Source organism: Desulfobulbaceae bacterium, assembly GCA_015231515.1.
In the GTDB taxonomy this organism is placed as follows: domain Bacteria; phylum Desulfobacterota; class Desulfobulbia; order Desulfobulbales; family VMSU01; genus JADGBM01.
This window is the reverse complement of sequence record JADGBM010000157.1, coordinates 1-5,248: the sequence shown is the minus strand read 5'-3', so window position 1 is coordinate 5,248 and position 5,248 is coordinate 1. Positions and strand designations below refer to the sequence as shown.

General features: G+C 47.8%; 5 protein-coding genes. 4 read left to right on the top strand and 1 reads right to left on the bottom strand.

Translation table 11 applies throughout. The annotated features are described in order from the left end of the window. The first annotated feature begins 207 nt into the window (after window positions 1-207). Together tgt and yajC are read left to right on the top strand one after the other, a co-directional pair. Window positions 208-1,320 carry a tRNA guanosine(34) transglycosylase Tgt gene (gene tgt / locus HQK80_15160; protein MBF0223533.1) on the top strand — a complete coding sequence of 371 codons (1,113 nt, stop codon included), beginning with the start codon at window positions 208-210 and terminating at the stop codon, window positions 1,318-1,320. A 110-nt stretch (window positions 1,321-1,430) separates the two neighbouring features. Beyond that, entirely contained in the window at window positions 1,431-1,766 is a 336-nt protein-coding gene (gene yajC, locus HQK80_15155) for a preprotein translocase subunit YajC (protein ID MBF0223532.1), read from the top strand. Window positions 1,767-1,845: 79 nt separating this feature from the next. Here the strand turns inward: yajC and HQK80_15150 are convergent, their stop codons facing one another. After that, complete coding sequence (locus HQK80_15150) at window positions 1,846-3,141, bottom strand: U32 family peptidase (protein ID MBF0223531.1); 1,296 nt, start codon at window positions 3,139-3,141, stop codon at window positions 1,846-1,848. Window positions 3,142-3,270: 129 nt separating this feature from the next. On the opposite strand from HQK80_15150, the gene mnmA reads away from it, so the two are divergent. After that, the gene (mnmA, locus tag HQK80_15145) at window positions 3,271-4,332 is read left to right on the top strand and encodes a tRNA 2-thiouridine(34) synthase MnmA (protein MBF0223530.1); all 1,062 of its coding nucleotides are present in this window, start codon (window positions 3,271-3,273) and stop codon (window positions 4,330-4,332) included. Beyond that, window positions 4,325-5,248, top strand: a 924-nt coding sequence (locus HQK80_15140) for a MiaB/RimO family radical SAM methylthiotransferase (protein MBF0223529.1), incomplete at its 3' end; no start/stop codon positions are given. The genes mnmA and HQK80_15140, both read left to right, overlap by 8 nt.

Sequence of the window (5,248 nt, the reverse complement as noted above, 5' to 3'; positions counted from 1 at the left end):
ACAATTGTGAAAGCGAAGTTCACTTGTGATAGTAATGATGTGAATATACTGGGAAAGCCGTGTACGGGAAATCTGTATGCACGGTTTGACGAGGAGGAGCAGGGAAACCTGCTCCTTACTCTACTGGTTAAGCAAAATATAAGGTGACGCCGAATAGTTACCTTCAAATAAAAATATTTACCGAAACCCAAAAATCCGACAGCCGAAATGCCAACCCCCTTTACCCTTATAAAACAATCCACCGAATGCGCCGCCCGTCGTGGCGAGGTCAAGACCAACCACGGCACCTTCCAGACCCCGGTCTTTATGCCGGTTGGAACCCAGGCAACCGTTAAGGGTACTACCCCGGAACAACTTAAAGATCTCGGTGCCCAGATCATCCTTGGCAACACCTACCACCTGTATATCCGCCCTGGCCGCGAGTTGATAAAAAAATTCGGCGGGCTGCATCGTTTTATGGCCTGGGATAAGCCTATTTTAACCGATAGCGGTGGTTTCCAAATCTTTTCACTGAGTGATCTTGCCAAGATCACAGAGGAAGGGGCTGCCTTTAAATCACACCTTGATGGTGCTGATCTATTTCTAAGTCCTGAGGATGCGGTATTGGTCCAGGAAGATTTGGGTTCAGACATCATGATGAACCTGGATACCTGTATTCCATATCCAGCCACTCGTGAAGAGGTGCAAAAAGCCACCGCCCTGACCAGCAGGTGGGCTAAGCGATGTCGGGACGCTCAGCATCGTCAGACAGGTCAGTTGCTTTTTGGGATTGTTCAAGGCGGCATGTATCCTGACTTGCGTGCCGAAGCCCTGGAGGCGCTTATCGAAATTGGTTTTGACGGATATGCCCTTGGCGGTTTAAGTGTCGGTGAACCAAAAGATCTTATGCGCGAAATGACTGAGAAGACGGCAGCAATTATGCCTAAGGAGTTCCCGATTTATATGATGGGGGTCGGCACCCCTGAGGATCTGGTCGAAAGTGTCTTTGCTGGTGTTGATATGTTCGATTGTTTCATGCCCACCAGGAATGCCCGCAATGGAATGCTCTTTACATCAAAAGGTAAGGTTGTTATAAAGAACGCTCGATATATTGATGATATGAGGCCTTTGGATGAGAGCTGCAACTGTTATACATGCAGAAATTTCTCGCGGGCCTATCTCCGACACGTCTATATGGCCAAGGAGATTATATCATCAACGTTGAACTCCATTCATAATCTTCATTATTATGTTAATCTGATGTCTGAAATCAGAACGGCATTGGAAAATGATACGTTTATGGAGTTTCGAAGGCAGTTTTATGCGAGGCGGGAAGATTAGGTAGTTGTTTTTAGTACCGTTTATTAGCCACGACCGCACACTGACGAGTAACAGCAAACTGGAGACTTCGTTATTGTTGACGTGGGAAAATTTTATTTGGAGGAGTAACCATGTTTGCAAGTATTGCCCATGCTGCCGGAGCAGCACCATCACAACAAGGATTTATGTCTTTTTTGCCGCTTGTATTGATCTTTGCCGTTTTCTATTTCCTGTTAATCAGACCGCAGCAGAAAAAAGCCAAAGAGCATCAGGAGTTTTTAAAAAATATCAAAAAAGGTGACGTTGTTGTCTCAAGTGGCGGAATCCAGGGAACCGTTACCGGGATTACTGATACCGTCGTAACCCTTGAAATTGCCGATAATGTAAGAGTGAAAGTCTCCCGCCCCTATATCCTGGGTACCGCTGCTGCGGTGAAAGAAGAGGCCTGTAGCACAAAGGGCGGCTGAAAGCTCCCAAGAGTCTAACTGTTCAGGTTGAACAGATGAAATTAGCGGGCGTCTCATTGAATAGGTGAGACGCCCGTTTTTAATATCGTAACTCTATAATCTCTGAAGCAATAGCAGCTTTTTTCCGGATCAATCCAAGTACTTCCCAACAATCAAGAACTGGTTCTGTCATCAGAGTCACGATATTGCCGGGATTGGCCTTTTCGAGTACCTCCCCCTTTTGTGAAATAATCTTCTTTACCGTAAAAGCGTGATCGCTGAAATCTCGGGCTAGAAATTCAACTTCTTCGCCTGGAAAGAGAGGGTTTCGCATTTCAACTAATGGCTGCTTGTTTTTAATTTCCCGAACGATGCCTATCGGGGCATGGGTCTGTTTGACATTGATGCCTTCGTAGATCATCTCTTCAGCACCAGGTGTTCCACTAAAGAAGTTTTCTGTGTAGCCGCGGGAACCGATTTTGGGCAGTTCTTCGATCAATTTGGCGGGCAGCGTTACGTTGTCCAGACAGCTCGCCCCAAACTGCTTCATCTGTTCCCCAATGTAATCGAGTGCAGCCCGATAGAGTCGGACTGTGGCCCCGACGTAATAGACGCTTTTCATGCGGCCTTCAAGTTTCAGGCTGTCGGCCCCGCATCCAATCAGCTGTGGTATCTTATTGAGCAGACAGAGATCCTTGCTGTTGAATATATAGGTGCCGTGTTGGTCTTCTTCTACCGGGTAAAACTCGCCTGGTCGTTTTTCTTCTTCGAGCTGATATCTGTAGCGGCAGGGATGGGCGCAGTTGCCTTGATTGGCGTCCCTGCCGGTCATGTAGAGGCTCAGAGAGCAGCGGCCGGAGTAAGAGATGCAGAGGGCACCATGTACAAAGATTTCAAGTTTTAATGTAACTGCTTCTCTAATTTCTTGAATCTCTTTGAGTGACAGTTCCCGGGCCAGGTTAAGACGCTCGACACCTTGATTCTGCCAGAACAGGGCCGAGGCCTTATTTGTCACATTGGCCTGCGTACTCAGGTGAATTGGTAGCTCCGGCACCGTTTCTTTGGCAATACTGACTATGCCGGGGTCTCCAATAATGAGGCCATCTGCTCCAGCTTCCCGCAAAAAATTAAGATACTCAGGCAGAGGCCCAAGATCGCAGTTATGGGCCATGATATTAACAGTGATATAGGTTTTGACTTTATGATCGTGAGCGTAGGCTATCGCTTCGGCCAAGTTGGCTCTGCCCATTACTGCGTGGGCACGCAAACTGTATGAGCTGCCACCGAGGTAGACAGCATCGGCTCCGTAATGAACTGCGGTCTTTAGTTTTTCAAGGCTTCCGGCGGGGGCTAATAGTTCTGGAAGTAGCGTTTTGGGTGTTATGTTGGTTGCCATTGAGAGCCTTTACGGGTTTGTGAAAAAAATCAGTTGCTGTTGTTATCGTGGATTTGCTTTCTATTGCATTAAATGTATATTCAATATCATTTTTACATTAAGAATGGCATTAACTCAAGGGCAGGTTGAATGGCACAGTCAGGCAGTTCGCAAAAGAAAATTCTGGTGGCGATGAGCGGTGGAGTTGACAGTTCGGTTACCGCGGCGTCTCTTGTTCAGCAGGGTTTTGAGGTGCATGGCGTGTTCATGAGGCTGTCGCAGTCTGATGTGGAGGAACAGTTTGAACGGGTGCAGCATATCGCCAGGTTCCTCGATCTGCCGGTTTCGATGGTCGACTTGTCTGAGCCGTTTAGCGCCAAGGTGTTGAACTATTTCTCAAAGACCTATTGCCAGGGGAAAACACCAAATCCCTGCGTGATCTGTAATCATGAAATCAAGTTCGGTAAACTTCTTGAATTTGCAGACAAACAGGGTATTGAGAAGCTGGCTACCGGCCACTACGTAAAAACAGTTCGGGATGCGGCTGGGATCGTACATTTATTGAAAGGGGATGATCCCCGCAAAGACCAATCCTATTTTCTTTGTCGGTTGACCCAGGCACAGCTGCAAAGGGTCATCTTCCCCCTGGGTGAACTTACCAAGCCTAAGGTCTATGAGTTAGCGGGACAGCTGGGCTTGCAGGGCAAGCATGGCAAGGAAAGCCAGGACGTCTGTTTTATGGAAGGCAGGAATCTCAAAGATTTTTTTACCGATATTCCGCCAAACAGTGGTGATTTTGTCACGATAGCCGGCGAAATCAAGAAAAAGCATGATGGACTCCATAATTACACTGTTGGTCAGCGTAAAGGCCTTGGCATTCCCGATGCGACGCCCTATTATGTGGTGAAGTTAGATACCGACCAGAACCAGGTCATTATTGGCAAAGAAGATGATTTATGGCAGGATGCCCTTGTGGTCGATGCGATGAACTGGTTATCTGGTTCGGTGCCGGATATGCCGCAGACCTTTGATGTGAAAATACGGTATAGGCATCAGGCCTCACCTGCCGTTGTTGAAGCGCTGGCCAGTAGTGGCTATTCTATCCGGTTTGCAGAACCGCAAAGAGCTATAACGCCCGGACAGTTCGCCGTTTTATATAAAAATGATGAGCTTGTTGGCGGTGGAGAGATAATTGGGGATAGATGTGACTAATAAACAAAAAACGGTTGCTCTGATTACGCTGGGCTGCAAGGTTAATCAGTTTGAAACAGCCTCATTTACCAGTCGCTTTAAAGAGCATGGGGTGGAGGTGCTGCCGTTTACCCAAAAAGCAGATATCTATGTGGTCAATACCTGTGCGGTCACCGGTAAGGCCGGTTCCCAGTCCCGCCAGCTTATCCGCCGCGCTCTGCGCACCAATCCTGCCGCGCGCATTGTTGTGACGGGTTGTTATGCGCAGGTTGCCACCCAGGACGTTCTTGACTTGGTGGATCAGCCGATATGTATTGTCGGTAATGATAATAAACATCTTCTGGTAGATATAGCTCTGTCGAACACGCTCTGTGATCTTGAGATCTATATGGGCGATATCGGGCGCAAAAAGGAGATCTGTGATCTTCCTGTCCATGATTTCAGTGACCGGACTCGGGCTTTCATGAAGATTCAAGATGGCTGCAATAATTTTTGCAGCTACTGTATTGTCCCATTGGCTCGAGGCCGGGTGCGGAGTCTTGAGCCTGATCGAGTGCTGCAGCAGATTGCGGTCTTTGCCCAGGAGGGGTTCCGAGAGCTCGTACTTACAGGGATTCATGTCGGGATGTACGGGCATGATCGTAACTCGGATTGTACCCTGGCACAACTCATCAGGCGGATTCTTGACCAGAAGCATTCGATGCGTTATCGAATAAGTTCGCTTGAGCCTGGGGAGCTGAGCGATGAGCTTTTGCAGTTAACGGTAGACAACGAGGAGTTGGTGCCTCATTTTCATTTACCGTTGCAAAGTGGTGACCCAGCTATTTTAAAAAAAATGAACAGGAAATATTCCGCTGAAGAGTTTGGGGCTGTAGTCGACAAAATAATTCAGGCTATTCCGGATGCCGGGATTGGCCTTGATGTGCTCGTCGGCTTT